We start from the raw sequence: 25,829 nt of genomic DNA on the forward strand, positions 1-25,829 counted from the left end.
CAGTTTTCAAAGGTTTAAGCGAGGCCCTCTGGTCTGCGGCCTGTACACACTTTTAGGAAATGCTTTCCATGGACTGCAGCGTAGATACCCTTGAACCGACATCACTTCATGCCGACCTGCTTCGCGGTCGCCTGGACGTGCATATCGAGTCATCCTCCATCGCGCCCGAGTCTCTCTTCGGCTTTGCCGAACGACGCAACCCGAAACGCGCCTTCCTGTTCGTTTCGCGCGTATTGGGCCGCCACATTCCGGTACGCCCTTCGCGGATGCTCGAGAGTTTCGAACACCTGGCGACCAAAATACCGGCCGACCTGCCGGGGCCGGTGCTGGTCATCGGCATGGCCGAAACCGCCGTGGGCCTGGGCGCCGGTGTACACCGCGCCTACAGCGCGACCCGCCCGGACACCGTTTACCTGGTCAGTACCCGGCACCCACTGGGCACCGAACTGTTCGCCCGCTTCGAAGAAGAACACAGCCACGCCAGCGCACACCTGATTCACCTGCCGCAGGACCCCGAGGTCAAGGCCATGATGTTGCAGGCCCGTTCGCTGGTACTGGTGGACGATGAAGCATCCACCGGCAAGACCTTCATCAACCTGCACCGGGCGCTGGTCGATGCCGGCCTGAGCCAGGTCGAACGTGTCGTGACCTGCGTGTTGACCGACTGGTCGGACGGCGCGGTTCGCGCGCACATGGGCGAAACCGCGGAACAGGTTTCGTTGCTGCAAGGCTCCTATCGCTTCACCGAAGACAGCAGCGCGCCCCTGCCGGACATGCCGCAAGTCGGTACGGTGGCCATCGGCGACTGGCCGCTCAAGGCTGCCAATGACTGGGGCCGACTGGGCGTTCGGTCGGTGGCCGATACGCTGGCGCCAGGCCTTGAAGTGAAACCCGGCGAGCGCATTCTGGTGGTCGGCACCAGCGAGTTCGTCTGGCGTCCGTTCCTGCTGGCCGAGCGCCTGGAAAAAGCCGGGGCCGACGTTCATTTCAGCTCCACCAGCCGCTCGCCCATTGCCCTGGGCCATGCCATCGACCACGCGCTGTCCTTCTCGGACAACTACGGCCTGGGCATTCCCAATTTCCTCTACAACGTCAAACCCGGTCAGTTCGACCGGGTGCTGATCTGCACCGAAACACCCGCCCAGGCGATTCCTGCCGAGCTGATCGAAACCCTGAACGCGGAGATTGTTTGCGATGCCGAGTAAGCGCCCACTGGTCCTGATCGACCTCGACGACACGCTGTTCCAGACCGCACGCAAGATGCCCGAAGGCATTGAGCGTCACGTGGCTACCCTGGATGTCGACGGGCAACCGAACGGCTACATGAACGCCGTCCAGAAAGCCTTTATCGAATGGCTGCTGGCCTGCGCCGACGTGGTCCCGGTGACCGCCCGTAGCGTCGAGGCGTACAGCCGCGTGCAATTGCCATTCACCGCTGGCGCCGTCTGCGCCCATGGTGGCGTGATCCTCGCGGCCGATGGCAGCCTGGACCGCGACTGGCACGCGCACATGACCCGCACACTGGCCAACGCCCAGGCGCGGTTGCCCGAGTTGAGCCTGGCGACCCTGGCGATCGGTGAACAACTGGGCTACTCGCTACGCGGCTGGGTTGTCGAAGAAGCCGGACTGGCCAATTACGTCGTGACCAAACACAACGAAAACAACGACCAGGTGCTGGACGAGGTCCTGGCCAAGGTCAAGGAACAGGGCCTGCTCGACGGCATGAGCGTGCACGGCAACGGTAACAACCTGGCCTTCCTGCCCCAGGGCTTGTCCAAGCGTCTGGCGGTTGAAGAATGGCTGCGCCGCGACAAGGCGATCAATGGCGAACGCCCGGTCATGGGGTTCGGTGACAGCATCACCGACCTGGGCTTCATGGATGCCTGCCACTTCTGGGGCACACCCGCCCGCAGCCAGTTGGCCAAAGCACTGGAAGCCGGCCTCAATGAGTAATTCTATCCACGCCCTGAGCACCGTCGGCAGCGGCAGCTATGCCGTCGATGACGTGCATTTCCTGCTCCAGCCGCTGGAAATCGAAGTCACCGACGTTGCGGAGAAGGAACGGCTGATTCAGTCGAAAACCCGCCACTATTCGGAAATGATCAGCCAGGAAAACGCACCGACTGACGTGCATCAGGCCCTGTACGAGCGGGCCCTGAGCCAGAACGGCGCACGCATGGCCGCCGATGTCCAGGCACTGGCAATGGCGCTGGATCAGGCGTGCGACGGGCCGACTATCGCGCTGGTGTCGTTCGTGCGCGCGGGTCTGCCGCTGGGCGTGCTGCTGCGCCGGGCGCTGGTGCAAATGGGTCGCGAGACGTCTCACTACGGCATCAGCATCATCCGCGACCGTGGCATCGACAACGTGGCGCTGGACGCGATCATTGCGCTGCATGGCGCCGAAAACATAGTGTTCGTCGACGGCTGGACCGGAAAAGGCGCGATCAGCGGCGAAATCAAACGCAGCCTCAAGGGCGACTCGCGCTTCCCGCCCGAGCCTCGCCTGGTGGTGTTGGCCGACCCCTGCGGTCGGGCCTGGCTCGCTGCGTCTGCCGAAGACTGGGTGATCCCGTCAGGCATTCTCGGCGCAACGGTGTCGGGGCTGGTGTCACGCTCCATCTGGCCCGCGAACGGCGGTCTGCACGGTTGCGTGGTGTACAACCACCTTCATGAACATGACGTGACGCGGCCGTTCATCGAGCAGATCGAAGCCGAGCGCCAGAAGCTCGGCGCAGTCACGCCCGCCACGCCTTGGTCCGAGGCGCAAAAACTCCAGCTCCAGGGCGCTGCCGACGACGTGGTGCAGCAACTGGCCAAGCGTTTCGGGATCACCAACCTCAACCGTGTGAAGCCCGGCATCGCCGAAGCCACGCGCGCCGTGTTGCGCCGGGTGCCCGACCACGTGCTGGTGCGCGACCGCACGGACCATGATGTGCAATTGCTCATGCACCTCGCCGAAAAGGCCGGCATTGCCATCGAGGAAGTGGGCGCCGAGCTCGGTCCTTATCGTGCGGTCACCATCATCCGGAGCGTGAGCTGATGCGCAACAAGTACTCACCCTATGCATTGGGCGCCACGCTCTACATGCCAGCGACGCGCAACGACATTCTGCAGATCGTCTTCAAGGAACGATTGCCTGAACTGCGTTCGCTGGTGGTGTGCCTGGAAGACGCCGTTGCCGAGGTTGAAGTCGAAGACGCGCTGCGCAACCTTCACCACTTGCTGCGCCGCATCAAGGACCGTGTCGGGCGCCCCGCCGACGGCCCGCTGCTGTTCGTGCGCCCGCGTGACGCGGCCATGGCGGCGATTCTCAACGATTGGCCGCTGATGGATTACGTCGACGGCTTCGTGCTGCCCAAGCTCTCGCTCAGCAGCCTGAAAAGCTGGGAAGACGCGGTGACCAATCCAAAACTGGCGTTGATGCCGACCCTGGAAACCGCTGAAGTGTTCAACCCCGCCGCGATGGTTGAACTGGGCCAGGCCCTGAAGGCGGGTTTCAACGAGCGGATTATCGCGCTGCGCATTGGCGGCAACGACCTGATGGGTTGCCTGGGCCTGCGTCGCAACCCCGCGACCACGCTGTACGGCACGCCGATGAGTTACGTGATCCCGATGCTTGCCGGCGTCATGGGCTCCCAGGGGTTTGCCCTGACAGCCCCCGTGTTCGAACAACTGGCAACGCCGCACATTCTGGAGGAGGAACTGGCCATCGACATTTCCCACGGGCTGGTCGGCAAAACCGCTATTCATCCGTCGCAAATCCACATCATCCACAACGCCTTGCGCGTCAACCTCGATGATTTGAACTCCGCTCGCATGATCCTCAACTCGGTGGCGCCGGCAGTGTTCAAGTTCAACGATGCGATGTGCGAGCCGGCCACCCATTTCAAATGGGCGACCAACATCATTGAGCGGGCAAAATGGCACGGCGTCGTGCCTGCCCCCGCCGTGGTGATGGACTCCCTGTTGCTCGCCGAGGCTGCGCACTGATTACCATGGATATTCAAGAGCAAACGCCCGTCCCGGTGCTGTCGGTTTTCGACTTTGACGGCACCCTGACCCGCCATGACAGCTTTGTACCATTCCTGAGGTTCGCCTACGGCAACGGCCGTTTCGCGCTGTGCATGACCCGTATGCTGTTTCCCGGTTTGCGCTATCTGGTGGGCGGCCTCAACCGCGACGAACTCAAGGCCCACCTGATCCGGGTGTTCCTGACCGGCGAAAGCGCCCAATGGGTCAGCGCCAAGGCCGAAGCCTTCTGCGCGCAGTACTGGACCCGGCTGCTGCGCCCCAACGGCCTGGTGGCGGTGGCTGCCGAAGTTGAATCCGGCGCCATCGTGACGCTCTGTTCGGCCTCGCCCGCGCTGGTACTCAAACCCTTCGCCGAGCGCCTGGGGATCAAACTGATCGCGACGGAACTGGAAGTCATCGACGGCACCTTGACCGGCACCATCGTCGGTAACAACTGCCGAAGCCTGTTCAAGGTCCTGCGCCTGCAAAGTGTCTACGGTTCACTGACGCAGTTTCGCATCCGTGCATGGGGCGACACCCGTGGCGATCATGAACTGCTGGCCGCCGCCCAGGACCCGCACTGGCGGGTGTTTCACCCGGCCTGGCGTCGTCTTCGTAAAGTACGTTTTCAAAATGCCGACAACGTCAGCACGACAAGCACTGCGCAACGCGTTGAAGGCAACAGCAGCACCCCTACCAATTCTGAGCATCGACATGGAGAGTAAACATGGCACTTACTTTGGCTAAAAACCAAACTATCTCGCTGGAAAAGACCGCTGGAACCGGGTTGAAAAAAGTCAGCATGGGCCTGGGTTGGGACCCGGAGAAAGCCGGTGGTTTCTTCGGCAAGCTGATGGGCAGCACCAACGACATCGACCTCGACGCCTCCTGCATTCTGCTGGATGAAAGCAAGAAGCCGGTCGACCTGGTCTGGTTCCGCCAACTGATGTCCCGTGATGGCGCCATCCGCCACTCCGGCGACAACCGCACCGGTGAAGGCGCGGGCGATGACGAAACCATCTTCGTCGACCTGGAAAAACTGCCGGGTTCGGTCAAGTACCTGGTGTTCACCGTGAACTCGTTCACTGGCCAGAACTTCGAAAAAGTCGCCAATGCCTACTGCCGCATCGTCGATGACGCCGGCCGTAAAGAACTGGGCCGTTTCGACCTGTCCGAGAAAGGTCGCCACACCGGCATCGTCATGGCCTATCTGGCCCGCAATGCAGGCGGCTGGGATTTCACCACCGTGGGCGAAGTCACCAACGGCCGTACCGCAGACGACCTGGTTGACCTGGCAATCGCGGCGGTGCGCACATGACAAACCTGGCTCCTGGCGCGAATGCTCCGGTAGCCACGGGCCAGCTGACGGTTACCGTCAGCTTCTCCCAGCTCCCGGGCGCAGACATTGATGTATCGGCGTTTGTACTGAACGACGCGGGCAAAGTCCGCGGCGATCAGGACATGTGTTTCTACGGACAAAAAAGCGTCAATAACGGGGCCGTCCAACTGACGGAAACGGCCGCTGGCCGTACAGTTTTCACCCTGGATCTGAGCAAGATCGACGCTGTCGTGGAAAAAGTCGCCCTGACGGCCACCATCTACGAAAACAAGGCGCGGTTCGACAGCGTTTCCCACCTGTCGTTGAGTGTCAGCGGTGGGATCGAAGCCAGTATTCCTACCAACGGAATGCAGGAAACCGCACTGATCCTCGGCGAGTTTTACCGTCGCCAGGGTGCCTGGAAGTTCCGCTGTGTCGCCCAAGGGTTTGCCGGTGGCCTGGAGCCCCTGGCTAAACACTTTGGTGTTGAAGTCGCAGCGCCATCTCCAACGCCAACACCTGCTCCGACGCCAGCGCCGGCAGCGGTCAAGTCCAGCATCAGCCTGAGCAAGATCACCCTGGACAAGACCCGCTCCAGCATCAGCCTGGAAAAGGGCAGCAGCGATTTCGGCGAGATCAAGATCAACCTGAACTGGAACCGTGCCAGCAATGGCGGCGGTGGCGGCTTCTTCTCGCGCCTGAAGTCCGATGCCATCGACCTGGACGTCGGTTGCCTGTTCGAACTCGCCGACGGTTATAAAGGTGCCGTGCAGGCCCTGGGTAACTCGTTCGGTGATTTCAACAATGAACCGTACATCCAGTTGATGGGCGATGACCGGACCGGTTCGGTCAGCGACGGCGAATGGCTGCGCATCAACGGCAAGCAGTGGAAAGACATCAAACGCATCCTGGTGTACGCCTTCATTTACGAAGGCGCGCCGAACTGGAAGGCCACCGATGGGGTTGTGACCATCTATGTGCCGGGCCAGCCGCCGATTGAAGTGCGGGTCAGCGAGGAAGGTGGACGCCAGGGCATGTGTGCAATCGCACTCCTGGAAAACGACGCAGGCGCGGTCAAGGTCTCCCGTCGGGTCGACTTCTTCCGTGGGCACTCCGACATGGACAAGGCTTACGGCTGGGGCATGAAGTGGTCCGCAGGGTCCAAATAAATCATCAGCACCGCGGGGCCTTCCGGCCCCGCGTATTGGGAGAATCAAAATGCTCGAATGGTTGAAGACAAATGCCACAGCGGCACGCGACAAACTGGCCAGCGAAGTCACCAAGTTCAAGAACCGTGAGTTCATGGACGCCGTGGTCGCCGGTTGTGCACTGGTCGCGGCAGCCGATGGCGACATCAGCTCCGAAGAAAAACAGAAAATGATGGGTTACATCCAGAACTCGCAAGAGCTCAAGGTGTTCGACGCCAAGGATGTCATCAAATCGTTCCAGGAAATTTGCGGCAAGTTTGAATTCGACAACGCCATCGGCCGTGCCGAAGCGTTGAAGGTCATCGCAAAAATCAAAAGCAAACCAGACGCAGCGCGTCTGTTGGTTCGCGTTTGCTGCGCAATCGGGGGTGCCGACGGTTCCTTCGACGAAAGCGAACGTGCTGTTTGCCGCTCCATCTGCAATGAGCTGGGCCTGAGCCCCGCTGACTTCGATCTCTAAGGTAAACACCTGTGGAAAATACTGCTCTGGGCTTCCCGCCCCTCACCATCGCGGTCTTCGTAGGCCTGGCCTTGTCGGCCATGGTCCTCGACATGCTGACCCACCGGGGTGACAAGCCGGTCTCGCTCACCAAAGCCGCTGTCTGGTCGGTGTTCTGGGTTCTGATTTCCCTGGGCTTCGCCGGTTATCTGTATGTCGAACACGGCCCGTCTGTGGCCAGCCTGTTCATCACCGGCTACGCCCTGGAGAAAGTCCTGAGCGTGGACAATCTGTTTGTGTTCATGGCGATCTTCGCCTGGTTCAAGATCCCGGATGGCCTGCGCCACCGTGTTCTGTACTGGGGCATTATCGGCGCGATCGTCTTCCGCCTGATCTTCGTGGCCATCGGTACCGGTCTGCTGATGTTCGGCCCGTGGGTCGAGGTGATCTTTGCCCTGATCGTCGGCTGGACCGCGGTCATGATGCTCAGAGCGGGCGGTGACGACGAAGAGGAAGAGGACTACTCCAAGCACATGGCCTACCGCTTCGCCGCGAAACTGTTCCCGGTATGGCCAAAACTGCATGGCCATAACTTCTTCGTGCGTCGTTCGGTCCTTGAAAAAGAGCTGAACAAACCCGAGAACAAGGGCATCAGCCTGCCGGTCAAAGGCGCACTGTTCGCCACGCCGCTGTTCCTTTGCGTATTCGTGATGGAAATCTCCGACGTGCTGTTCGCCTTCGACTCGGTACCGGCAGTTATTGCGGTCAGCCGTGAACCGTTGATCGTGTACTCGGCTATGCTGTTCGCGATTCTGGGCCTGCGGACCATGTACTTCGTCCTCGAAGCACTGAAACGCTACCTGGTGCACCTGGAGAAAGCCGTCATCGCACTGCTGTTCTTCATTGCCGCCAAACTGGGCCTCAATGCAACCGATCACCTGTTTCACCACGGTTACAGCATCGATGCCAACACCAGCCTGTTTGTCGTGCTGATCGTGCTGGCCATCGGTATCGTCGCCAGCCTGATCTTCCCTGCAAAGGAAGACGAGGCAGAAAACGCTTAAGTCCAAACCTAAAGGAGTAACAGAGAAATGGCACTGACCCTTCAGAAAGGCGGAAACCTGTCCCTTTCGAAAACCGACCCTTCGCTGACCAAGATTCTGGTCGGTCTGGGCTGGGACCCACGCGCTACAGACGGAGCTGAATTCGATTTGGACGCCAGTGCATTTCTGCTTGGCGCCAACGGCAAGGTACGTAGCGACGCGGACTTCATTTTCTACAATCAGCTCAAAAGTGCTGATGGCTCGGTTGAACACACCGGCGACAACCGTACCGGCGCCGGCGACGGTGACGACGAAGTGGTCAAGGTCGACCTGAGCCGTGTACCGGCTGACGTCGACAAAATTGCCTTCACCGTGACCATCCACGACGCTGAAGCACGCAAGCAGAACTTCGGCCAAGTGGGCAATGCGTTCATCCGCATCGTCAACGAAGTGACTGGCGCTGAAATCGTTCGTTATGACCTGGCCGAAGACGCCAGCGTTGAAACCGCAATGATCTTCGCCGAGCTGTACCGCAACAATGGCGAGTGGAAATTCCGTGCTGTCGGCCAAGGTTATGCCGGTGGCCTGAAAGCTACCGCCAACCAATACGGCATGAGCTTCTAAGCTGTCCCACCCCATTTAAAAGAGGAATCAATCATGGCGGTAAGTCTGAGCAAAGGCGGCAACGTTTCCCTGTCCAAAGAGGCTCCGGGCCTGACCGAAGTCATCGTGGGCCTGGGTTGGGATCCGCGCGTGACCGACGGTCAAGAGTTCGACCTGGACGCTTCGATCTTCATCGTTGGCGAAAATGGCAAAGTCCTCGATGACAACAGCTTCATTTTCTACAACAACAAGAAGTCTGCCGATGGCAGCGTCGAGCACCTGGGCGACAACCGCTCCGGCGCAGGCGAAGGTGACGACGAGCAGGCAGTGGTCAAGCTGACCTCCCTGGCAGCCGCCGTCCAGAAGCTGGTGTTCGCGGTCACTATCCACGACGCTGAAGCCCGCAAGCAAAGCTTCGGCCAGGTTTCCAACGCTTACATCCGCGTTGTGAACAAGGCTGACGGCAAGGAACTGGCGCGCTACGACCTGTCGGAAGACGCTTCCACCGAGACCGCAATGATCTTCGGTGAGCTCTATCGCAATGGCGCCGAGTTCAAGTTCAAGGCCATCGGCCAAGGCTTCGCTGGCGGCCTCAAGCCTCTGGCTGAAGCTCACGGCGTGAGCATCGGCTAACCCGCAAGGGTGCCCCAAAAGCCCCTGCCGATTGGCAGGGGCTTTTTCTTGTCTGCCACAACCTCGCAATACCGCTGTTTCTACTGGCGCCGATACTGGCCAAGGGACGAAACAACAAGGAGCTCGGCATGGATCGAGCGTATTTGCCAACGGCCTGCACAGGCCGATCTATCAGCAAGGATGAACATGAACCTCTTGCTCAAGGCGCGCCTATGCCTGGCCGCCCTCGGTTATCTGGTCATTTGCAACACCGCCTGGGCCGCCAGCTTCAACTGCGCCAACGCGACGACTTACTCGGAAAACGCCATCTGCTCGAACGAAGCGTTTTCCAGGCTCGATGAAAAAATCAGCTCGTTGTTTACCCAAAGCATGGAACTGACGGACGAAAAAGCCGCCTTGCGCCAGGATCAGCGCGACTGGCTGGCCTCCCGCAACACCTGCGCCACCGCCGCCTGTGTCGGCGAGCAACTGCGCGAGCGGGTCGAGTTCCTGCAAGACTATCGGGCAGGCCTCACACCTGCACCTTCTGTCATGGCGCCGGTTCCCGCCCCTGCACCGGTCATTGCGGCGCCAGCGCCGGTGATCACGCCACCTGCGGTGCACGCCCCGACAGTCGCCCCACAAGCCACCCACCCCGCTGCACCCGCACCCTCTGCCGCCGCTCCGGTGCAGGCACCGCGCAAAGACCCCTCGTTACTGCCCGCCAAACTGGCCGGCCTGGCGATGCTGATCGTGGTGTTGGCGAGTATCTGGCTGCACCACCGCGGAACGCTGACCATTTACGCCGATTACACCGATGCGACCTGGACCAGCGTCACGCCGATGCTGGGGATCGTTTCGTACTGGGTGTTCCGCTTCTTTGAGATACCGCACCCGTACGCCCTGATCGCTGCGGGCATCCTGTTCAGCCTGATGATGGTTCAAGTGGTCCGCCAGACCTACAAGAGCAACGGCGTGTCGGTGTACTTCCTGATGGCGCTCATGGCCAAGATGATCATGATTGGCGCCTACCTCATCGTGATGATCGTGCTGATCATCGGCAAGTCACGCACCCAGCGCGAGGCACGCAACAAACGCCGGGCTATAGCCGCCATCACGTCGCTGTTCGTGCTGCTCTCGGGCTGGCTGTGCCGGGACCGCCGGTTCACCCCGCTGGGGGTTTATCTGGAAGGGCAAACCACGCCTTGAGCTTCAGTCATCGCATGCCGGGCGCTACCAGGTGACCTGTGGATAACCTGGCAGCGATCAGCCGATCAACACAGAATGAAGGCGTCCCTGGCGGCCTTGAGCCAGTCCGGGAACTCCTCCATCAGTTGGTCATATAACTGCTCTTCGCTGATGTCGTTGAGGTTATCCAGGGCAAAGAAGTTGCAGTTATCCACAACCCGGCCGTCCATGTCGTCGAGCTTCTCCAGAATGCCGTAGCCAGAACCGCCCAACCCGACGAACTGCCAGAAGATCGGCAACTTGGCCGCCTCTTTCATCAGTTTGGTGATGGCCCGATTTTCGTGGACGCCGCCGTCACTGATAAACAGCACGTAGATCGGCGTGCGGTCACCGGAATTCTTGTAGTAGTCGATCACCTGGCGCATGGCTTTAGGCTCGTCGTTGACCCGACTGCCCACATTCCATTTTTTCCAGCCGCCATTGTCCTGATTGACGTAATCCTGGTAGTTGCCGAGCGTCACCGACGACAACTGGCACGGCTTGGCGCCGAACGCCCAGCAGTCGAGCGCACCGTCATCATCGAAATGCACCGCCAGCGGTAACAGGCGGTTGATCACTTCCTGCACGTGCCCACCCGAATATTGGCCCGTCATCGAACCCGAGGCATCCAGCACCAGCCCGACCCGTGCCTTGACGTCAGTGAGCTTGGCTTTCTCCAGACTGATTTGGGCTTTCTTGGCCAGACTGACCAGCGCGGGTGCCGCCGCCGCGACTTTCTTCTCAAGGGAGATTTTTGGCGTAGCGAGCGGTGGCGCGGGCGCTGGGGCCGGGACCGGTTCATCCGCAACCGAGCCGCCGAAATGCTCGACCAGCGCAGCCAGGCCGGCATTGAACCCCTGGAGATTGGAGAGCATCCGCCACTCACCATTCTTGCGGTAGATGTCCGCGACCATGATCGCCTTCTCACCGTCAAACGTCGCACCGTTGAAGCCGCAACTGGCTACTTCGTGGCCGTTGGCCTGGATGCTGAAACGGCTCGACTGAATGTCGCGCATCGCCCCGCCACCGTCGATCGACGCGGTGAACACCATGCGATCAATCGTTGCCGGCAAGCCTGCCAGGTTGATCTGGAAGTCGCCGCCATCGGACAGCTTCAGGCTGTTGCACGGTGACGCCGGCTGGTTGAAGAAAATCATGTAGCGGTCGTCAGAGAGCTTGCCCTGAGCATCCACCCCAAAGCAGACGTAGTCGATGACATCGCGCGAATCGATCTTGATCGACAGCGTCAGCGAGTCGCCCTGGATGAGGGTCGCCAACGGTACGCGCTGGCCCTGTGTAATGAGCATTTAAAGGCTCCTGTTCCCTGGATGAGCTGGACGAAGGCACCGATAGTACCCGTAAAACACCCAACATTGGCTGGTCGTTGAAGCCAACCAAATAACGGCCCAGCCCTTAGACCTTGAGGGTTCATTGTGTAAGCTTGGTGCAAGGAATAATGGTTACGGAGCAACACATGGACGATACACACACGCCGCTGCTGATTCAGCTATACGCCGCAGAAAAAGACGGGCCGTTTCTTGAGGAGCTGCCTGCTCGCCCGTTGGGAGATGACACCTACGAGTTACTCTCTTCCCCTGGCCTGATATTGAACCTGGCGCGGGGAGATGTTGTTTCAATCAAGGACAAGAATGCCCCGGCCGTGGTTGTGAAACGCGGGGGTAACTTCTGCATTCAGATCTACGCCGACAGCATTCCCGAACACGAAATAGAAACCCTCGAAAACGATGTGATTCGTGAACTCAATGGCACCCTGGATGGTGTCTTCGAAGGGAACCTGTCGCTGGCCGTCCCGGCAAAAAACGGCATGGACGCCATCAATAAGTTCTTCGACCGGTTCCGCGAAAGAACAGGCATCCAGTGGTACTACGCCAACATTTACAAAAATCTCGACGATGACGATGACGAAACCTTGCTGTATTGGTGGCTCGACAGCTGAGCCGGGTACGGCCGTTTTCCGAGGCGCTTTCGGAAAAACAAAAGCCCCCGATCATCGGGGGCTTGGGCAGTGCGTCTGACGCTACGGGTGCAAACCGGTCTGGCCGGGTTCGGCCGGTGGCTTACTCCACCGTGACCGACTTCGCCAGGTTGCGCGGCTGATCCACATCGGTGCCTTTGAGCACGGCGACGTAGTACGACAGCAACTGCAACGGGATGGTGTAGAGGATCGGCGACAGAACGTCGTGGATATGCGGCATGTTGATGACGTGAGTGCCTTCGCCGTTGGTCATGCCGGCCTGTTCGTCAGCAAAGACGATCAGTTGGCCGCCACGGGCGCGCACTTCCTGAAGGTTGGACTTCAACTTCTCCAGCAACTCGTTGTTCGGCGCCACGGTGACCACCGGCATGTCGTTGTCGACCAGCGCCAACGGACCGTGCTTGAGCTCGCCGGCCGGGTAGGCTTCGGCGTGGATGTAGGAGATTTCCTTGAGCTTGAGCGCGCCTTCCATCGCCACCGGGTACTGCGCACCGCGTCCCAGGAACAGGGTGTGGTTCTTGTCGGCGAACAGCTCGGCGATTTTCTCGACGGTGCCGTCCATGGCCAGGGCTTCGCCCAGGCGGGTCGGCAAGCGACGCAGTTCTTCTACCAGTTGAGCCTCGACGCCTTTGGCCAAGGTGCCGCGAACCTGACCCAGGGACAAGGTCAGCAACAGCAGACCGACCAACTGAGTGGTAAACGCCTTGGTGGATGCCACGCCGATTTCACGGCCGGCCTGGGTCAGCAGGGTCAGGTCCGATTCACGCACCAGCGAGCTGATGCCGACGTTGCAGATCGCCAGGCTGGCAAGGAAACCCAGTTCCTTGGCATTGCGCAGCGCGGCCAGGGTGTCGGCGGTTTCGCCAGACTGGGAGATGGTCACAAACAGGCTGTCGGGCTGCACCACCACCTTGCGGTAGCGGAACTCACTGGCGACTTCGACCTGGCACGGGATACCAGCCAGTTCTTCGAGCCAGTAACGGGCAACCATGCCCGCGTGATAACTGGTGCCGCAGGCAACGATCTGCACATTGCGAACCTTGGCGAACAGTTCAGCCGCTTGTGGGCCGAAGGCTTGCACCAGCACCTGGTTCTGGCTCAGGCGACCTTCCAGGGTGCGTTGCACCACGGACGGTTGCTCGTGGATTTCCTTGAGCATGAAGTGGCGGAATTCACCCTTCTCGGCAGACTCGGCGCTGTCGCGGTATTGCACGGCTTCGCGTTCAACCACTTTGCCGTCGACATCCCAGATCTGCACGCTGTCGCGGCGAATCTCGGCAATATCGCCTTCTTCCAGGTACATGAAACGGTCGGTGACCTGACGCAGCGCCAGTTGGTCGGACGCCAGGAAGTTCTCGCCCAGACCGAGGCCGATCACCAATGGGCTGCCGCTGCGGGCCGCAACCAGACGATCCGGCTGATCGGCGCTGATCACCGCCAGGCCATAAGCACCGTGCAGCTCTTTAACGGTGGCCTTGAGGGCCACGGTCAGATCGCTCAGGTCCTTGAGTTTGTGGTTCAGCAAGTGCGCGATGACTTCAGTGTCAGTGTCCGAGGTGAACACGTAACCCAGAGCCTTGAGTTGCTCACGCAGGGCTTCGTGGTTTTCGATGATGCCGTTGTGCACCACCGCCAGGTCGCCGGAGAAATGCGGGTGCGCGTTACGCTCGCACGGCGCACCGTGGGTGGCCCAGCGGGTGTGGGCGATGCCCAGGCGCCCGACCAGCGGCTCTGCGGTCAGGGCTTGCTCCAGCTCGCCGACCTTGCCCGGACGACGCATGCGCGCAAGCTTTTCGTCATTGGTAAAGACCGCCACACCGGCGCTGTCGTAGCCACGGTATTCCAGGCGCTTGAGGCCTTCGAGCAAAATGGCGGTGATGTTACGTTCTGCAACGGCGCCAACAATTCCACACATGCTATTTCTCCTGGCTGACAGCCGCGCATATCACGTTAATGCCCCGGGCCTGAATCTGGTCGCGAGCCTCAAGTGGCAGGCGATCATCGGTAATAAGGGTATGGACACTGCTCCAGGGCAGTTCCAGGTTGGGAATCTTGCGGCCGATCTTGTCGGATTCGACCATCACGATCACTTCACGGGCCACTTCGGCCATCACCCGGCTGAGGCCGAGCAGTTCGTTGAAGGTCGTGGTGCCACGCACCAGATCGATGCCATCGGCACCGATGAACAATTGGTCAAAGTCGTAGGAGCGCAGTACCTGCTCGGCGACCTGACCCTGGAAGGACTCGGAATGCGGGTCCCAGGTGCCGCCGGTCATCAGCAGCACCGGCTCATGTTCCAGCTCGCTCAGCGCATTGGCGACATGCAGGGAATTGGTCATGACCACCAGCCCCGGCTGTTGACCCAGTTGCGGAATCATCGCGGCGGTGGTGCTGCCGCTGTCGATGATGATCCGTGCATGCTCGCGAATCCGCGCCACTGCGGCGCGGGCAATGGCTTGCTTGTGCGCGGAAACAGGCTGGGCAGGATCCGCCACCAACTCCTGAGGCATGGTGATTGCGCCGCCATAGCGGCGCAACAACAGACCATTGCTTTCAAGGGCCGCCAGGTCCTTGCGAACCGTGACTTCCGAGGTTTCGAAGCGCTTGGCCAGTTCATCCACACTGACTTCGCCCTGCTCGTTGAGCAAGGCGAGGATGTTATGGCGACGTTGGGGTGTATTGCGCTTCGACATGGGCTGGCAAGTTTCGATTCGAAAGATAACGGAAGCAATCAAAACCTATTGGCGAAACTTCGTCAAGCCAGCTCAAGAAAAAAGATCTGTGGTTAACCCCTTCGCGAGCAAGCCCGCTCCCACACTGGATCGTTGTCGAACACAAAACTTGTGTCCACAAAAAATCGAATGTGGGAGCGAGCTTGCTCGCGAAGGCAATAAATCAGGCTGTGAATAACTCAGCCTGACAAAACTGCTGTGGATAACTCAGGCCTTCTTGATCTTCTCCGGCCGCTTCCAGCCGTCGATGTTCTTCTGCCGTGCACGACCTACGGCCAACTGACGGTTATCCACATTCTGGGTAATGGTCGAACCGGCTGCCGTGGTCGCACCCGAAGAAATATCCACAGGCGCCACCAACGAGTTGTTGGAACCGATAAACACATCCTCGCCCAACACGGTTTTCCACTTGTTCGCGCCATCATAGTTGCAGGTGATGGTGCCCGCGCCGATGTTGGTCCGTGCGCCAATCTCGGCGTCGCCCAGGTAAGTCAGATGACCGGCCTTGGCGCCTTGACCCAGGTGGGCGTTTTTCAGTTCGACAAAGTTACCCACATGGGCGCGAGCCTCAAGCACGGTCCCTGGACGCAGACGCGCGAACGGACCAGCATCACTGCCCTCGCCCAACACTGCGCCTTCGATGTGGCTGTTGGCCTTGATCACCACGCCTTTGCGCAAGGTGCTGTCCTTGATCACGCAGTTCGGGCCGATCACCACGTTGTCCTCGATGACGACCTTGCCTTCGAGAATCACGTTGATGTCGATCAGCACATCGCGACCAACGGTCACGTCACCGCGCACATCGAAACGGGCCGGGTCGCGCAACGTCACGCCTTCGGCCATCAAACGGCGACCTTCGCGCAACTGGTAGTGACGCTCCAGCTCAGACAGCTGTTTACGGTCGTTGGCGCCCTGCACTTCCATCGCGTCGTGAGGCTGTTCGGTGTCCACCACCAAGCCGTCGCTGACCGCCATGGCGATTACGTCGGTCAGGTAGTACTCGCCTTGGGCATTGTTGTTGGAGAGCCGGCTCATCCAGTCGCCCAGACGATCGGCCGGCACCGCCATAATGCCGGTGTTGCCTTCCGTGATCGTACGCTCGGCCTCGCTGGCATCCTTGTGCTCGACGATAGCAGTGACCCGGCCATCGGCGTTGCGCACGATACGGCCGTAACCTGTCGGGTCGTCGAGTTCGACGGTCAACAACCCCATCTGCTGTGGCACGACAAGCTTGAGCAGGCGCTGCAAGGTTTTGACTTCAATCAGCGGTACGTCGCCGTAAAGGATCAGTACGGTGTCGGCGGTAATGAACGGCACGGCCTGAGCCACCGCGTGGCCCGTACCGAGTTGTTTTTCCTGCAACACGAAGTTCAGGTCATCGGCGGCCAACTGCTCGCGTACCAGCTCGGCGCCATGGCCGATCACCACGTGAATGCGCTGAGGATCGAGTTGCCGGGCGCTGTGGATAACATGGCCGAGCATGGAGTTGCCGGCAATCGGGTGCAGAACCTTCGGCAGGGCAGAACGCATGCGAGTGCCTTGACCGGCAGCGAGGATAACGATTTCAAGAGACATGACTGGCTACCAATCCTGGGTGGTCAGCGGCTGCGACCAATAGAGAAATGCAGAAAAAGAAAAAGGGTAGCCGAGGCTACCCTTTTTAATCAATCACACAACAAACCGACGGTACTTAACCGCCGAACTTCTTGCGGATCTGCTGGACGGTGCGCAGCTGAGCTGTCGCCTCGGCCAGACGTGCAGCAGCGGAACCGTAGTCGAACTCGGCGCCTCTTTCGTGCAAGGCCTTCTCGGCAGCCTGGACGGCTTGCTGAGCGGAGGCTTCGTCCAGGTCGGCAGCACGTTGCACGGTGTCGGCAAGAACCTTGACCATGTTCGGCTGAACCTCGAGGTAACCACCGGAGATGTAAAACACCTCGGTTTCCCCACCCTGCTTGATCAGGCGGATCGGACCTGGTTTGAGTTCAGTGATCAGCGGAGCGTGACCCAGAGCGATACCAAGATCACCCAGGCTGCCGTGCGCAATCACCATCTCGACCAGACCGGAAAAGATTTCTCCTTCCGCGCTGACGATATCGCAATGGACTGTCATAGCCATCTGCTTGCCTCAACCTGATTAGCGCCCGTTTCCGGGCGCCGGGATTACAGTTTCTTGGCTTTCTCGATCGCTTCTTCGATGCCGCCGACCATGTAGAACGCTTGTTCTGGCAGGTGGTCGTAGTCACCGTTGAGGATGCCTTTGAAGCCAGCAATGGTGTCTTTCAGGGAAACGTATTTACCCGATGCACCGGTGAAGACTTCAGCCACGAAGAACGGCTGCGACAAGAAACGCTGGATCTTACGAGCACGGTTAACCAACTGCTTGTCGGCTTCCGACAGCTCGTCCATACCCAGGATCGCGATGATGTCCTTCAGTTCTTTGTAACGCTGCAGAACGTACTGAACGCCGCGAGCGGTGTCGTAGTGGTCCTGACCGATCACGTTCGGGTCCAGCTGGCGCGAAGTCGAATCCAGTGGATCTACTGCCGGGTAGATACCCAGGGAAGCGATGTCACGGGACAGAACGACGGTGGCGTCCAAGTGGGCGAAAGTGGTCGCTGGCGACGGGTCAGTCAAGTCATCCGCAGGTACGTATACCGCTTGGATCGAAGTGATCGAACCGTTTTTGGTGGAAGTGATGCGCTCTTGCAGAGTGCCCATCTCTTCAGCCAGGGTCGGCTGGTAACCTACTGCCGAAGGCATACGGCCCAGCAGTGCGGATACTTCAGTACCGGCCAGTGTGTAACGATAGATGTTGTCGACGAACAGCAGAACGTCGTTACCTTCGTCACGGAACTTCTCGGCCATGGTCAGGCCGGTCAGTGCTACGCGCAGACGGTTACCCGGCGGCTCGTTCATCTGACCGTAAACCAGTGCCACTTTGTCCAGAACGTTGGAATCCTTCATCTCGTGGTAGAAGTCGTTACCCTCACGAGTACGCTCACCCACACCTGCGAACACGGAATAACCGCTGTGCTCGATGGCGATGTTACGGATCAGTTCCATCATGTTTACGGTTTTGCCTACACCGGCACCACCGAACAGACCGACTTTACCGCCCTTCGCGAACGGGCAAACCAGGTCGATAACCTTGATGCCGGTTTCCAGCAGGTCGTTGCCGCCTGCTTGTTCTGCGAAAGATGGCGCAGGACGGTGAATGCCCCAACGCTCTTCGGTGTCGATCGGGCCAGCTTCGTCGATCGGGTTACCCAGTACGTCCATGATCCGGCCCAGGGTCGCTTTACCGACTGGTACGGAGATGGCTGCGCCGGAGTCGACGACGTCCAGACCACGCTTCAAGCCCTCGGTGGAGCCCATCGCAATGGTACGAACCACGCCGTCGCCCAGCTGCTGCTGAACTTCCAGAGTGGTTGCGGCCGCGCTTTGTACTGTCAGCGCGTTGTAGATGCTCGGTACGCTGTCGCGTGGAAATTCCACGTCGATAACGGCGCCGATGATTTGAACGATACGTCCGCTACTCATAGCTGGATCCTCTGAATATTTGAACCGTTAAACCGCGGCAGCGCCGCCGACGATTTCCGAGATCTCTTGGGTGATCGCAGCCTGACGCGCCTTGTTGTAGATCAGCTGCAAATCGCTGATCAAATCACCGGCGTTGTCGGTAGCGTTCTTCATCGCGATCATCCGCGCAGCTTGTTCAGCCGCGTTGTTCTCGACCACCGCCTGGTAGACCTGCGACTCCACGTAGCGGACCATCAAGCCGTCAAGCAGCTCTTTGGCATCCGGTTCGTAGAGGTAGTCCCAGTGGTGCTTGAGCTCTTGATCCGGGGTCGCCACCAATGGAATCAACTGCTCCACGGTAGGCTGTTGCGTCATGGTGTTGATGAACTTGTTGGACACCACGTTCAGGCGGTCAATACGCCCGTCCAGGTAGGCATCCAGCATCACCTTGACGCTGCCGATCAAATCATTGATCGACGGTTCTTCACCCAGGTGGCTGATAGCTGCAACGACGTTACCGCCGAAGTTGCGGAAGAAAGCCGCACCCTTGCTACCCACTACACACAGATCGATCTCGACGCCGTTTTCGCGGTTTACCGCCATGTCCTTGACCAGGGCCTTGAACAGGTTGGTGTTCAAGCCACCACACAGACCACGGTCACTGCTCACCACAACGTAACCAACGCGCTTGATAGCGCGGTCGATCATGAAAGGGTGGCGATATTCCGGGTTGGCGTTGGCCAGATGACCAATAACCTGGCGGATGCGCTCCGCGTAAGGACGGCTAGCAGCCATGCGCATTTGTGCCTTGCGCATTTTGCTGACCGCCACTTTTTCCATGGCGCTGGTAATCTTTTGCGTGCTTTTGATGCTCGCAATCTTACTGCGAATCTCTTTTGCGCCTGCCATGTAACACCTATCAGGTTAGCAAGCGGGAGCCTTGCGGCTCCCGCTGCGGCTTACCAGGTTTGGGTGGCCTTGAACTTCTCGATACCGGCTTTCATGCCAGCGTCGATTTCGTCATTGAAGTCACCCTTCACGTTGATCTTCGCCATCAAATCGGCGTGATCGCGGTTGAAGAAAGCAATCAGCGCTTGTTCGAAGCTGCCGATCTTGGCGATTTCAACGTCAGTCAGGAACCCACGCTCAGCGGCATACAGCGACAGCGCCATGTCAGCGATCGACATTGGTGCGTATTGCTTCTGCTTCATCAGCTCGGTAACGCGCTGACCATGCTCAAGTTGCTTACGGGTCGCTTCGTCCAGGTCAGAAGCGAACTGGGCAAATGCTGCCAGTTCACGGTACTGAGCCAGAGCGGTACGGATACCACCGGAGAGCTTCTTGATGATCTTGGTCTGAGCGGCACCACCCACACGGGATACCGAAACACCGGCGTTCACTGCAGGACGGATCCCGGAGTTGAACATGGCCGATTCCAGGAAGATCTGACCGTCGGTGATGGAAATCACGTTGGTCGGAACGAACGCGGAAACGTCGCCAGCCTGGGTTTCGATGATCGGCAGTGCGGTCAGGGAACCGGTTTTGCCGGTCACTGCGCCGTTGGTGAACTTCTCTACGTACTCTTCGGATACGCGGGATGCGCGCTCCAGCAGACGGGAGTGGAGATAGAACACGTCGCCTGGGTAAGCTTCACGGCCTGGTGGACGGCGCAGCAGCAGGGAAATCTGGCGGTAAGCCACTGCTTGCTTGGACAGATCGTCATAAACAATCAGCGCGTCTTCACCGCGGTCGCGGAAGTATTCGCCCATGGTGCAACCGGAGTACGGTGCCAGGAATTGCAGTGCTGCCGATTCCGAAGCACTCGCAGCCACGACGATGGTGTTAGCCAGTGCGCCGTTTTCTTCCAGCTTGCGAACAACGTTGGCGATGGTCGATTGCTTCTGACCAATAGCTACGTAGACGCAGAAGATGCCGCTGTCTTTCTGGTTGATGATCGCGTCGATCGCCAGAGCGGTTTTACCGATCTGACGGTCACCGATGATCAGCTCACGCTGGCCACGGCCGACAGGAATCATGGCATCGACAGCCTTGTAGCCAGTCTGTACAGGCTGGTCTACCGACTTACGCCAGATCACGCCTGGAGCAACTTTCTCGACCGCGTCGGTCTCGGTGTTGTTCAGCGGACCTTTGCCGTCAACTGGGTTACCCAGTGCATCGACTACGCGACCCAGCAGTTCCTTACCAACAGGAACTTCGAGGATGCGGCCAGTGCACTTGGCGCTCATGCCTTCAGCCAGAGTCTGGTATGCGCCCAATACAACGGCACCTACAGAGTCTTGCTCCAGGTTGAGGGCCATACCGTAGACGCCGCCCGGAAACTCGATCATCTCGCCGTACATTACGTCGGCCAGACCGTGAATCCGCACGATGCCGTCAGATACGCTGACGACAGTGCCTTCGTTACGGGCTTGGGAGGTCACATCGAGCTTGTCGATGCGGCCCTTGATAATTTCACTTATTTCGGAAGGATTGAGTTGCTGCATTGCTCTGCTGCCCCTTCAAACTCAAGATTTCAATGCTTCGGCAAGGTTCGCGAGTTTGCCGCGAATCGAGCCATCGATTACCAGGTCGCCGGCGCGGATGATGACGCCACCAATAAGGGCGGCATCCTCCACAGCGTGCAGTCGCACTTCCCGGCCGAGCCGTGCACTGAGAACCTTGGCGAGTTTGTCTTGCTGTTCTTGGTTCAATGCAAAAGCACTGGTGACATCCACATCTACCGATTTCTCTTGTTCGGCCTTGTACAGGTCAAACAGAGCGGCGATCTCCGGCAGAAGCGGGAGACGGTCGTTTTCAGCAACGACGTGGATGAAATTCTGTGCCTTGGCATCAAACTTGTCGCCACACACGTCAATGAACGTGGTGGCCTTGTCTGCGCTCGTCAGTCGCGGGGCCTTGAGCACGCGCTGCATGGTGTCGTCTTGCGACACTGCTGCAGCCAGGCCGAGCATGGCTGACCAAGAGGCCAGTTGCTGGTGGGCCTGGGCGTGCTCGAAGGCTGCCTTAGCGTAAGGTCGGGCCAACGTGGTCAGTTCTGCCATGATCGCCCTCGCTTAAATTTCAGCAGCCAGTTTGTTAACCAGCTCCGCGTGCGCGTTTTGATCGATTGTGGCACCCAGGATCTTCTCGGCACCGCCAACGGCCAGAGCACCCAGTTGGGCACGCAGCGCGTCTTTGACACTGTTCAGTTCCTGCTCGATCTCGGCCTGAGCCTGAACCTTCACACGGTCAGCGTCGACACGGGCTTTTTCAACAGCCTCTTCGACGATCTGGTTACCGCGTTTCTTGGCTTGCTCAATGATTTCGGCTGCCTGAGCTTTCGCATCGCGCAGTTGTTGACCCGCTTTATCTTGGGCCAATTCCAGGTCGCGAGCTGCTCGGGCGGCAGCGTCCAGTCCATCCGCGATCTTCTTCTGACGTTCGTGCAAAGCCGCGATGACCGGAGGCCACACGAACTTCATGCAAAACAGTACAAAAATGAAGAACGCAACGGACTGGCCAATCAGGGTTGCATTAATGTTCACGCCAACACCTCGCTCGTTCGTTGCACATCACACCAATTACTCGAAGGTTCGAGTAATTAGCCAGCGAGTTGACCAACGAATGGGTTCGCGAAGGTGAAGAACAGAGCGATACCAACACCGATCATGGTTACGGCGTCGAGCAGACCGGCAACGATGAACATTTTAACTTGCAGCATTGGAACCATTTCTGGCTGACGCGCTGCGCCTTCCAGGAACTTGCCGCCCAACAGGCCGAAACCAATTGCGGTACCCAGTGCGCCCAGGCCGATCAACAGTGCAACAGCGATAGCGGTTAGACCAACTACAGTTTCCATCTTTCCTCCCGACTTTTACGTCGTATGGTTTAGGTTTTTTAGATTAAAGCGGTAAAACAAATCGTTTCATCATGCCCTTCACGGGCCCCCTCCCGTTTGACCGGGAGGGACATCAGACTAGCCGAAGCAGGCCTTAATGGTTCTCTTCGTGCGCCATCGACAGGTAGACAATGGTCAGCATCATGAAGATAAACGCCTGCAGGGTAATGATCAGGATGTGGAACACAGCCCACGCCCACTGCAGAACTACGCCCAGGCCGCTAAGCCAGAGCAGACCGCTGCCGAACATCACGGCGATCAGAATGAACACCAGCTCGCCGGCATACATGTTGCCGAACAGACGCAGGGCCAGCGAGATTGGCTTGGCGATCAGCGTCACGAACTCCAGCAGGAAGTTCACCGGGATCAGCAGGGCTTGAACGAAAATGTTCTTGCTGCCGAACGGGTGCAGGGTCAGTTCGCCGATGAAGCCGCCGATGCCCTTGACCTTGATGCTGTAGAAAATGATCAACGCGAACACCGACAGGGCCATGCCCAGGGTAGCGTTCGGGTCAGTGGTCGATACGGCACGGAACGGAATGTGCGCATCGCCAGAGATCATCATGGCCAGCTGAGGAATCCAGTCGACCGGTACCAGGTCGACGGCGTTCATCAGGAAGACCCAGACGAAGATGGTCAGTGCCAACGGTGCAATCACCGGGCTACGGCCATGGAAGCTGTCTTTCACGCTGCCATCGACGAATTCGACCAATACTTCAACGAAGTTCTGCAAAGCACCTGGCTGACCGGAAGTCGCCTTCTTCGCCGCCATGCGGAAAATCAGAACGAAGATCAGACCCAACGCAACAGACCAGCCGAGGGTATCGACGTGGAAAGCCCAGAAGCCCATTTCCTTGGCTTCTGCTGCGGTGTGGGCAAAGCCCCAGCCGCCGGTAGGGTGCTGACCGAAGGTCAGGTTCTGCAAGTGGTGCTGGATATAGCCCGAAGCGGTTGTTTCTGCCATGGTTGCCTCAAACGCCCTAAGGTCTCGAAAGTCTTGTTCTCATCAGCAGGGGAGCGAACCAGCTGACCAGTTGGGTCAGCACAAAGACGCCGAATACAGCTAGCGGCGCCAGTGGCTTCACACCTGCGAACGTCAATGCAAAGAGCACTGCCGTCAAAATCAGTTTGCCCGCCTCGCCGGCATAAAAAGACCGGACGATGGCTTGAGCTGCTCGGGCGCCGGAAAACCGAAATGCCCTGTGAGCGAAATAAACATTGGGAAGCAATGCTATCAGGCCTCCGCAGAGTCCCGAGTATCCGGCTACGACTCCATGCCATTGCCAGAGCGCCAACGCGGCCACCAACACAACGACAAATTGAGCCAATAACACAGGAAAAACCGCCAGGCGATGGAACGGCAAGCGGTTTGGCGTGCGGGTTTCCATCACTTCTTTCCCCCAAAGGTCGGCTGCCAGAACGCAATAACTTGGCATAATTTGTGCCGACAAAATGCGCGCAGAGTATAGGGGCGGTTCAGCCCCTATTCAACTGTCAGGTAGTGATTTCCGACTGCGCGCTACATGAGGAAATGTTTCAGCGGATATGTGCGAGGACACCTTGCAGCTCATCGAGGGAGTTGTAACCGATCACCAACTGCCCTTTGCCCTTCTTCCCGTGGCGGATCTGCACCGCAGAGCCTAGGCGCTCAGCCAGACGCTGCTCGAGCCGAGCGATGTCCGGGTCTGGCCTGGCAGGTTCGGTGACCTCTGGTTTGCCACTCAACCACTGGCGAACCAGTGCTTCGGTCTGGCGTACGGTCAGCCCTCGTGCGACAACGTGTCGCGCCCCTTCAACCTGTTGATTTTCCGGCAAACCGAGCAATGCACGGGCATGGCCCATTTCCAGGTCGCCGTGGGACAGCATGGTCTTGATGACTTCCGGCAGCGCAAGCAGGCGCAACAGGTTGGCCACGGTCACGCGGGACTTGCCCACCGCTTCGGCGACTTGTTGCTGAGTCAGCTGGAATTCCTGCTGCAGACGCTGCAGGGCAATCGCTTCCTCGATCGGGTTGAGGTCTTCGCGCTGGATATTCTCGATCAGCGCCATGGCGATGGCGGTTTCATCCGGAACATCGCGCACCATTGCCGGGATGGTTTCCTGGCCAGCCTGCTGGCTCGCGCGCCAGCGGCGTTCGCCGGCGATGATTTCAAAGCGGCCACCACCAATCGGGCGAACCACAATCGGCTGCATTACGCCCTGGGCCTTGATCGACAGGGCCAGTTCTTCCAGCGCCTGCGGATCCATGTCCCGGCGCGGCTGATACTTGCCGCGCTGGAGCAGGTCCAGCGGCAGGTGTTGCAACTCACGCTGATCGGCCAGGACTGCCTGTTCTTCCAGCGAACTGACGGTCGGACCACTCAGCAGTGCATCCAGTCCACGTCCGAGACCTCGTTTCTTGACGGCCATGGGGATTCCTTAAGTTGCCTGAGCAGCGGCGATGCGTGAATTTTTGCGTTGACGGCGAACCATCTCGCCCGCCAATGCCAGATAGGCAATGGCACCCCGAGAGGATTTGTCATACGCCAATGCGGGCATGCCATAGCTTGGCGCTTCGGCCAGGCGGATGTTGCGCGGAATCACGGTGTCGTAGAGCTGCTCGCCGAAGTGTTCCTTGAGCTGCGCCGAGACATCGTTCATCAGGCTCAGGCGCGGGTCGTACATGGTCCGCAGCAGGCCTTCGACTTTCAGGTTCGGGTTCAGCAGTTCAGCGATGCGCTTGATGTTATCCACAAGGTCGCTCAAGCCTTCGAGTGCGAAGTACTCGCACTGCATGGGGATAATCACCCCGTCGGCGGCAACCAGCGCATTGAGCGTGAGCATCGACAGCGACGGCGGGCAGTCGATCAAAATGTAATCGTAATTCTCGCGAATCGGCGCCAGGGCGCTACGCAGGCGGCTTTCCTTCATCTGCATTTCCAGCAGAACGACTTCGGCCGCGGTCAGGTCGCGGTTGGCCGGCAACAACTGGTAACCACCATGTTCGGAGAAGTGCATGGCCTGGGCCAGGTCGCATTCGCCGATCAGCAGGTCGTAAACCGAGTTTTCCAGACCGTGTTTATCCACACCGCTACCCATGGTGGCGTTGCCCTGTGGATCGAGATCGATCAACAGCACCCGGCGCTTGGTCGCGACCAGGGATGCTGCGAGGTTGATGCAGGTGGTGGTCTTGCCCACACCACCCTTTTGGTTCGCTATCGCGAATACCTTAGCCATTCTTGCT

Annotated in this window: 28 protein-coding genes; 13 read left to right on the top strand and 15 right to left on the bottom strand. The window is 59.1% G+C overall.

What is annotated here, in order from left to right:
* Window positions 1-68: 68 nt before the first annotated feature.
* The 12 genes from AABM54_RS26725 (at window position 69) to AABM54_RS26780 (ending at window position 10,443) form a co-directional block, all read left to right on the top strand.
* Window positions 69-1,205 carry a phosphoribosyltransferase domain-containing protein gene (locus AABM54_RS26725; protein WP_347902874.1) on the top strand — a complete coding sequence of 379 codons (1,137 nt, stop codon included), beginning with the start codon at window positions 69-71 and terminating at the stop codon, window positions 1,203-1,205.
* Entirely contained in the window at window positions 1,195-1,953 is a 759-nt protein-coding gene (locus tag AABM54_RS26730) for a trehalose phosphatase (protein ID WP_347902876.1), read from the top strand. The genes AABM54_RS26725 and AABM54_RS26730 overlap by 11 nt, the downstream gene beginning before the upstream one ends.
* A complete protein-coding gene (locus AABM54_RS26735; RefSeq protein WP_347902877.1) occupies window positions 1,946-3,040 on the top strand; it encodes a cysteine protease StiP family protein in 1,095 nt (364 codons plus the stop codon). Before AABM54_RS26730 ends, AABM54_RS26735 begins: the two co-directional genes overlap by 8 nt.
* Entirely contained in the window at window positions 3,040-3,990 is a 951-nt protein-coding gene (locus AABM54_RS26740; protein ID WP_347902878.1) for an HpcH/HpaI aldolase/citrate lyase family protein, read from the top strand. The genes AABM54_RS26735 and AABM54_RS26740 overlap by 1 nt, the downstream gene beginning before the upstream one ends.
* 5 nt (window positions 3,991-3,995) lie before the next feature.
* Window positions 3,996-4,736 (top strand): HAD family hydrolase, encoded by a 741-nt coding sequence (locus AABM54_RS26745; protein ID WP_347902880.1) that lies wholly within the window; start codon window positions 3,996-3,998, stop codon window positions 4,734-4,736.
* Between the two features lie 2 nt (window positions 4,737-4,738).
* Window positions 4,739-5,329: a TerD family protein gene (locus AABM54_RS26750; RefSeq protein ID WP_347902881.1), complete on the top strand. Its 591-nt coding sequence runs from the start codon at window positions 4,739-4,741 to the stop codon at window positions 5,327-5,329.
* Window positions 5,326-6,498 (top strand): TerD family protein, encoded by a 1,173-nt coding sequence (locus AABM54_RS26755; protein WP_347902882.1) that lies wholly within the window; start codon window positions 5,326-5,328, stop codon window positions 6,496-6,498. The genes AABM54_RS26750 and AABM54_RS26755 overlap by 4 nt, the downstream gene beginning before the upstream one ends.
* A gap of 49 nt (window positions 6,499-6,547) precedes the next feature.
* Window positions 6,548-6,997, top strand: a complete 450-nt coding sequence (locus AABM54_RS26760) for a tellurite resistance TerB family protein (protein ID WP_347902884.1) — start codon at window positions 6,548-6,550, stop codon at window positions 6,995-6,997.
* A gap of 11 nt (window positions 6,998-7,008) precedes the next feature.
* On the top strand, window positions 7,009-8,040 hold the full coding sequence (locus tag AABM54_RS26765; RefSeq protein WP_347902886.1) for a TerC/Alx family metal homeostasis membrane protein: 1,032 nt from the start codon (window positions 7,009-7,011) through the stop codon (window positions 8,038-8,040).
* 27 nt (window positions 8,041-8,067) lie between these two features.
* Complete coding sequence (locus tag AABM54_RS26770) at window positions 8,068-8,643, top strand: TerD family protein (protein ID WP_347902888.1); 576 nt, start codon at window positions 8,068-8,070, stop codon at window positions 8,641-8,643.
* Between the two features lie 33 nt (window positions 8,644-8,676).
* Complete coding sequence (locus AABM54_RS26775) at window positions 8,677-9,255, top strand: TerD family protein (RefSeq protein WP_347902890.1); 579 nt, start codon at window positions 8,677-8,679, stop codon at window positions 9,253-9,255.
* 186 nt (window positions 9,256-9,441) lie between these two features.
* Window positions 9,442-10,443: a hypothetical protein gene (locus tag AABM54_RS26780; protein ID WP_347902892.1), complete on the top strand. Its 1,002-nt coding sequence runs from the start codon at window positions 9,442-9,444 to the stop codon at window positions 10,441-10,443.
* 65 nt (window positions 10,444-10,508) lie between these two features.
* On the opposite strand, the gene AABM54_RS26785 is transcribed toward AABM54_RS26780, so the two are convergent.
* Window positions 10,509-11,768 (bottom strand): VWA domain-containing protein, encoded by a 1,260-nt coding sequence (locus tag AABM54_RS26785; protein ID WP_347902894.1) that lies wholly within the window; start codon window positions 11,766-11,768, stop codon window positions 10,509-10,511.
* 167 nt (window positions 11,769-11,935) lie between these two features.
* Here AABM54_RS26785 and AABM54_RS26790 point away from each other — a divergent pair, with 167 nt between their 5' ends.
* Window positions 11,936-12,418, top strand: coding sequence for a DUF4265 domain-containing protein (locus AABM54_RS26790; RefSeq protein WP_347902895.1), 483 nt, complete (start codon window positions 11,936-11,938; stop codon window positions 12,416-12,418).
* Between the two features lie 121 nt (window positions 12,419-12,539).
* On the opposite strand, the gene glmS is transcribed toward AABM54_RS26790, so the two are convergent.
* The 14 genes from glmS to AABM54_RS26860 form a co-directional block, all read right to left on the bottom strand.
* Window positions 12,540-14,372, bottom strand: a complete 1,833-nt coding sequence (gene glmS / locus AABM54_RS26795) for a glutamine--fructose-6-phosphate transaminase (isomerizing) (RefSeq protein ID WP_347902896.1) — start codon at window positions 14,370-14,372, stop codon at window positions 12,540-12,542.
* Between the two features lies 1 nt (window position 14,373).
* A complete protein-coding gene (locus AABM54_RS26800) occupies window positions 14,374-15,150 on the bottom strand; it encodes a DeoR family transcriptional regulator (protein ID WP_347902897.1) in 777 nt (258 codons plus the stop codon).
* Window positions 15,151-15,396: 246 nt separating this feature from the next.
* A complete protein-coding gene (gene glmU, locus AABM54_RS26805; RefSeq protein WP_347902898.1) occupies window positions 15,397-16,764 on the bottom strand; it encodes a bifunctional UDP-N-acetylglucosamine diphosphorylase/glucosamine-1-phosphate N-acetyltransferase GlmU in 1,368 nt (455 codons plus the stop codon).
* Between the two features lie 115 nt (window positions 16,765-16,879).
* Window positions 16,880-17,305, bottom strand: coding sequence for a F0F1 ATP synthase subunit epsilon (locus tag AABM54_RS26810; RefSeq protein ID WP_347902900.1), 426 nt, complete (start codon window positions 17,303-17,305; stop codon window positions 16,880-16,882).
* A 44-nt stretch (window positions 17,306-17,349) separates the two neighbouring features.
* Entirely contained in the window at window positions 17,350-18,729 is a 1,380-nt protein-coding gene (atpD, locus tag AABM54_RS26815) for a F0F1 ATP synthase subunit beta (RefSeq protein WP_347902901.1), read from the bottom strand.
* Window positions 18,730-18,756: 27 nt separating this feature from the next.
* Entirely contained in the window at window positions 18,757-19,617 is an 861-nt protein-coding gene (gene atpG, locus AABM54_RS26820; RefSeq protein WP_347902903.1) for a F0F1 ATP synthase subunit gamma, read from the bottom strand.
* Window positions 19,618-19,667: 50 nt separating this feature from the next.
* On the bottom strand, window positions 19,668-21,212 hold the full coding sequence (gene atpA, locus AABM54_RS26825; protein ID WP_347902905.1) for a F0F1 ATP synthase subunit alpha: 1,545 nt from the start codon (window positions 21,210-21,212) through the stop codon (window positions 19,668-19,670).
* Window positions 21,213-21,233: 21 nt separating this feature from the next.
* Window positions 21,234-21,770, bottom strand: a complete 537-nt coding sequence (locus AABM54_RS26830) for a F0F1 ATP synthase subunit delta (RefSeq protein ID WP_347902906.1) — start codon at window positions 21,768-21,770, stop codon at window positions 21,234-21,236.
* Window positions 21,771-21,782: 12 nt separating this feature from the next.
* Window positions 21,783-22,253, bottom strand: a complete 471-nt coding sequence (locus tag AABM54_RS26835) for a F0F1 ATP synthase subunit B (RefSeq protein ID WP_347902907.1) — start codon at window positions 22,251-22,253, stop codon at window positions 21,783-21,785.
* Between the two features lie 56 nt (window positions 22,254-22,309).
* Window positions 22,310-22,567, bottom strand: a complete 258-nt coding sequence (gene atpE, locus AABM54_RS26840; protein WP_002555987.1) for a F0F1 ATP synthase subunit C — start codon at window positions 22,565-22,567, stop codon at window positions 22,310-22,312.
* A gap of 133 nt (window positions 22,568-22,700) precedes the next feature.
* The gene (gene atpB / locus AABM54_RS26845; protein WP_347902910.1) at window positions 22,701-23,570 is read right to left on the bottom strand and encodes a F0F1 ATP synthase subunit A; all 870 of its coding nucleotides are present in this window, start codon (window positions 23,568-23,570) and stop codon (window positions 22,701-22,703) included.
* 16 nt (window positions 23,571-23,586) lie between these two features.
* On the bottom strand, window positions 23,587-23,994 hold the full coding sequence (locus tag AABM54_RS26850) for a F0F1 ATP synthase subunit I (RefSeq protein WP_347902911.1): 408 nt from the start codon (window positions 23,992-23,994) through the stop codon (window positions 23,587-23,589).
* A 148-nt stretch (window positions 23,995-24,142) separates the two neighbouring features.
* Window positions 24,143-25,015, bottom strand: a complete 873-nt coding sequence (locus tag AABM54_RS26855) for a ParB/RepB/Spo0J family partition protein (RefSeq protein ID WP_347902912.1) — start codon at window positions 25,013-25,015, stop codon at window positions 24,143-24,145.
* A gap of 9 nt (window positions 25,016-25,024) precedes the next feature.
* The gene (locus AABM54_RS26860; protein WP_347902914.1) at window positions 25,025-25,822 is read right to left on the bottom strand and encodes a ParA family protein; all 798 of its coding nucleotides are present in this window, start codon (window positions 25,820-25,822) and stop codon (window positions 25,025-25,027) included.
* Window positions 25,823-25,829: the final 7 nt, after the last annotated feature.

The sequence above is a fragment of the Pseudomonas purpurea genome, from assembly GCF_039908635.1.
GTDB classification, from domain to species: Bacteria; Pseudomonadota; Gammaproteobacteria; order Pseudomonadales; family Pseudomonadaceae; genus Aquipseudomonas; species Aquipseudomonas purpurea.

Bases quoted from the DNA above. Each gene is read 5' to 3' on its own strand.
- AABM54_RS26725 (WP_347902874.1), top strand. From the start codon at position 69: ATGGACTGCAGCGTAGATACCCTTGAACCGACATCACTTCATGCCGAC.
- AABM54_RS26730 (WP_347902876.1), top strand. From the start codon at position 1,195: ATGCCGAGTAAGCGCCCACTGGTCCTGATCGACCTCGACGACACGCTG.
- AABM54_RS26735 (WP_347902877.1), top strand. From the start codon at position 1,946: ATGAGTAATTCTATCCACGCCCTGAGCACCGTCGGCAGCGGCAGCTAT.
- AABM54_RS26740 (WP_347902878.1), top strand. From the start codon at position 3,040: ATGCGCAACAAGTACTCACCCTATGCATTGGGCGCCACGCTCTACATG.
- AABM54_RS26745 (WP_347902880.1), top strand. From the start codon at position 3,996: ATGGATATTCAAGAGCAAACGCCCGTCCCGGTGCTGTCGGTTTTCGAC.
- AABM54_RS26750 (WP_347902881.1), top strand. From the start codon at position 4,739: ATGGCACTTACTTTGGCTAAAAACCAAACTATCTCGCTGGAAAAGACC.
- AABM54_RS26755 (WP_347902882.1), top strand. From the start codon at position 5,326: ATGACAAACCTGGCTCCTGGCGCGAATGCTCCGGTAGCCACGGGCCAG.
- AABM54_RS26760 (WP_347902884.1), top strand. From the start codon at position 6,548: ATGCTCGAATGGTTGAAGACAAATGCCACAGCGGCACGCGACAAACTG.
- AABM54_RS26770 (WP_347902888.1), top strand. From the start codon at position 8,068: ATGGCACTGACCCTTCAGAAAGGCGGAAACCTGTCCCTTTCGAAAACC.
- AABM54_RS26775 (WP_347902890.1), top strand. From the start codon at position 8,677: ATGGCGGTAAGTCTGAGCAAAGGCGGCAACGTTTCCCTGTCCAAAGAG.
- AABM54_RS26780 (WP_347902892.1), top strand. From the start codon at position 9,442: ATGAACCTCTTGCTCAAGGCGCGCCTATGCCTGGCCGCCCTCGGTTAT.
- AABM54_RS26785 (WP_347902894.1), bottom strand. From the start codon at position 11,768: ATGCTCATTACACAGGGCCAGCGCGTACCGTTGGCGACCCTCATCCAG.
- AABM54_RS26790 (WP_347902895.1), top strand. From the start codon at position 11,936: ATGGACGATACACACACGCCGCTGCTGATTCAGCTATACGCCGCAGAA.
- glmS (WP_347902896.1), bottom strand. From the start codon at position 14,372: ATGTGTGGAATTGTTGGCGCCGTTGCAGAACGTAACATCACCGCCATT.
- AABM54_RS26800 (WP_347902897.1), bottom strand. From the start codon at position 15,150: ATGTCGAAGCGCAATACACCCCAACGTCGCCATAACATCCTCGCCTTG.
- glmU (WP_347902898.1), bottom strand. From the start codon at position 16,764: ATGTCTCTTGAAATCGTTATCCTCGCTGCCGGTCAAGGCACTCGCATG.
- AABM54_RS26810 (WP_347902900.1), bottom strand. From the start codon at position 17,305: ATGGCTATGACAGTCCATTGCGATATCGTCAGCGCGGAAGGAGAAATC.
- atpD (WP_347902901.1), bottom strand. From the start codon at position 18,729: ATGAGTAGCGGACGTATCGTTCAAATCATCGGCGCCGTTATCGACGTG.
- atpG (WP_347902903.1), bottom strand. From the start codon at position 19,617: ATGGCAGGCGCAAAAGAGATTCGCAGTAAGATTGCGAGCATCAAAAGC.
- atpA (WP_347902905.1), bottom strand. From the start codon at position 21,212: ATGCAGCAACTCAATCCTTCCGAAATAAGTGAAATTATCAAGGGCCGC.
- AABM54_RS26830 (WP_347902906.1), bottom strand. From the start codon at position 21,770: ATGGCAGAACTGACCACGTTGGCCCGACCTTACGCTAAGGCAGCCTTC.
- atpE (WP_002555987.1), bottom strand. From the start codon at position 22,567: ATGGAAACTGTAGTTGGTCTAACCGCTATCGCTGTTGCACTGTTGATC.
- atpB (WP_347902910.1), bottom strand. From the start codon at position 23,570: ATGGCAGAAACAACCGCTTCGGGCTATATCCAGCACCACTTGCAGAAC.
- AABM54_RS26850 (WP_347902911.1), bottom strand. From the start codon at position 23,994: ATGGAAACCCGCACGCCAAACCGCTTGCCGTTCCATCGCCTGGCGGTT.
- AABM54_RS26855 (WP_347902912.1), bottom strand. From the start codon at position 25,015: ATGGCCGTCAAGAAACGAGGTCTCGGACGTGGACTGGATGCACTGCTG.
- AABM54_RS26860 (WP_347902914.1), bottom strand. From the start codon at position 25,822: ATGGCTAAGGTATTCGCGATAGCGAACCAAAAGGGTGGTGTGGGCAAG.